The following is a 2,099-nucleotide window of genomic DNA, read 5'->3' as shown; positions in this document are numbered from 1 at the left end:
CAAGTGGACTTAATATCTATTTTTTTAATATCAAATTTAGTGCTTTATTTAATGCTATATATAAGTAAGCGAGTTATGCTAAATTTCATATATAAATTTCTGAGATTTTTATCTGGATTGTATATTTTTATAGGTTATGCCATACTTGTTTATTTTGCTTGCTATATTGTCTATTATCACATCAATTGGATTGAAATAAGCAGAGGAATATTAGTGGCCATGATAGTTGTTCTTTTTATGAATATGATCTGGCCAGCCATTATATTGATAGATTGGCAAAATAACCCTAAGCACTTTTCTGGCTATTATCAACTATTTTTGGATATATTTTTGATAGTTACTGTTTTTTTGATGGGAGATAACGTTGGCTTTTAATAATATTGGTCTAATTTGTGGATCTATAGTAAGTTTTGTATTTTTGATTTTTTGGCTAAAAGAGTCTAAAAACAAGGGACGAAAGTTTATTTTTAGGTATTTTTTCGTTTTTCTTGGTGCTATAATGATCATCCTAACAAATTTTATAAAAATTCCTAAAATTGTAGCATATGGCCTAGGTGATAGAAATTTACTCTATATCGCATATGCTTGTTTATGTCTTCAGCTTATAGTTGATATTTGCTATGTTATTTGTGCTATTTTTCGTAAAGTTAAACAAGTTGATTTTTGAATATAAATAATATCTAATAAATTTGGTAATGGTGTTTTATAGGATATCTTAACGGGCAGTTTCGTATGAGTGGTTTTATTAGCAGAATAATTGACATTGGTTTTATGCCAAACGCTCCATGGCTGTATTGGCTGGTATTTGACACTGTAGGATTACTATTTTTAAAGATGCTGATAGAGGATGTCATTTCAAGTTTATATTATTTCAAATTTAATACAAGGGGCAATATCCAGTCTATTTTATATATCTTGCTTGACTTGGTGGTTATATTCTTGATCACTTTTTTGTTTTATAGGCTATATTTTAGCGCCACTAGAGTAGAGGGCATTTTATCTCTTATGGCGAATTTCTCACCTTTTCTTGTTGTTGTGGTTTGCTTTTATACTATTTTTGGGACAATTAGGCATTTGGTAAAACCACAAAACAATGCTATAGAAGCCAAACCAAAATTTTTTAGAATGCCTCGCTCAAAAAGACGCAGTGAAAATTAAAAAATAGTTCTAAAAATAGGAATGATCATGTGAGTAAACAAACAATAGCAGCCAACACCCCAAAAGGTGGAACATTAGGTAGTGATGGTATACTAAGGCACAATGGCAAAGAGTATGTAGCTCGCAATTTTGATCTAACAGGAAATAAAGTGATATATGAACAAGTAATAAATAAAAAAGGCACTGGAAATTTTAAAACCACCAACGATGAAGGTTATTTTATAACAGTTCGTAAGCCAAAGTTAGCTGCACCAGAAGCTCCAGAAAAGGATAATAAATTCTATGATATCTCAAAAACCCCAGGTATAGTAGCAGGTACCACTATAGGTGGAGGCATAGATCTTGGATTGCAATATATAAACAATGGCTATAGCTTTAAAAATCTTGACTACACCGAAATAATAATAAATGCACTAGGCGGTGCTTATGGCGGAGCTGCTAATAATTTATTATCAGTAGTAAGCAGAGGCGCTTTTGTTAACTCATCTACTGAGCTATACTCTCAGCTTAAAGATAGATCAAAAGATGTGGATAAAGATAGAATTCTTATAAAGGCTGGAGTTGGCGGACTTATAGGTTATGGAGCAAGTCACATAGGAAAAATAGGAGAAAAAATACCTGGCAACTATAAGGCATCTTTTGAAAATTTGACCAATATAATATTTGGTGTGGCGCAAGTACAATTTGATAATATCAACAATAAAAAGTAAATTTATGAAAAAGTTTTTTAAAGAATATTATACTTTACTTTTTTGGGGTATTATTTTTGGTCTTATTTTAAATGGCTTTTTGCGTGTATTAAAATACTTTTTTGGAGAAGTATACTACATAGATGCATTAGTTGCTGTTTTTATAATTATTAATACTATATATATAGTAAGAAATGGAATTAAAAAAAAGTGATTTTACATACAAAAATTTTCAAAACATAGATATTAGAC

The 2,099-nt window shown here is 30.2% G+C and carries 4 protein-coding genes; all 4 read left to right on the top strand.

Annotated features, from left to right (window positions below; all coding sequences use genetic code 11):
- Positions 1 to 375, top strand: a 375-nt coding sequence (locus CYP84_RS10905; RefSeq protein WP_219809675.1) for a hypothetical protein, incomplete at its 5' end; no start/stop codon positions are given.
- Between the two features lie 357 nt (positions 376 to 732).
- Entirely contained in the window at positions 733 to 1,158 is a 426-nt protein-coding gene (locus tag CYP84_RS06885) for a hypothetical protein (protein ID WP_103637063.1), read from the top strand.
- Positions 1,159 to 1,187: 29 nt separating this feature from the next.
- Complete coding sequence (locus CYP84_RS06880) at positions 1,188 to 1,868, top strand: hypothetical protein (protein WP_103637062.1); 681 nt, start codon at positions 1,188 to 1,190, stop codon at positions 1,866 to 1,868.
- Positions 1,869 to 1,872: 4 nt separating this feature from the next.
- Positions 1,873 to 2,061 carry a hypothetical protein gene (locus CYP84_RS06875; protein WP_103637061.1) on the top strand — a complete coding sequence of 63 codons (189 nt, stop codon included), beginning with the start codon at positions 1,873 to 1,875 and terminating at the stop codon, positions 2,059 to 2,061.
- Positions 2,062 to 2,099: the final 38 nt, after the last annotated feature.

It is taken from the genome of Campylobacter concisus, assembly GCF_002912425.1.
In the GTDB taxonomy this organism is placed as follows: Bacteria; Campylobacterota; Campylobacteria; order Campylobacterales; family Campylobacteraceae; genus Campylobacter_A; species Campylobacter_A concisus_AH.
The sequence above is the reverse complement of the archived record's forward strand: the minus strand, read 5'-3'. Positions and strand labels throughout refer to the sequence as shown.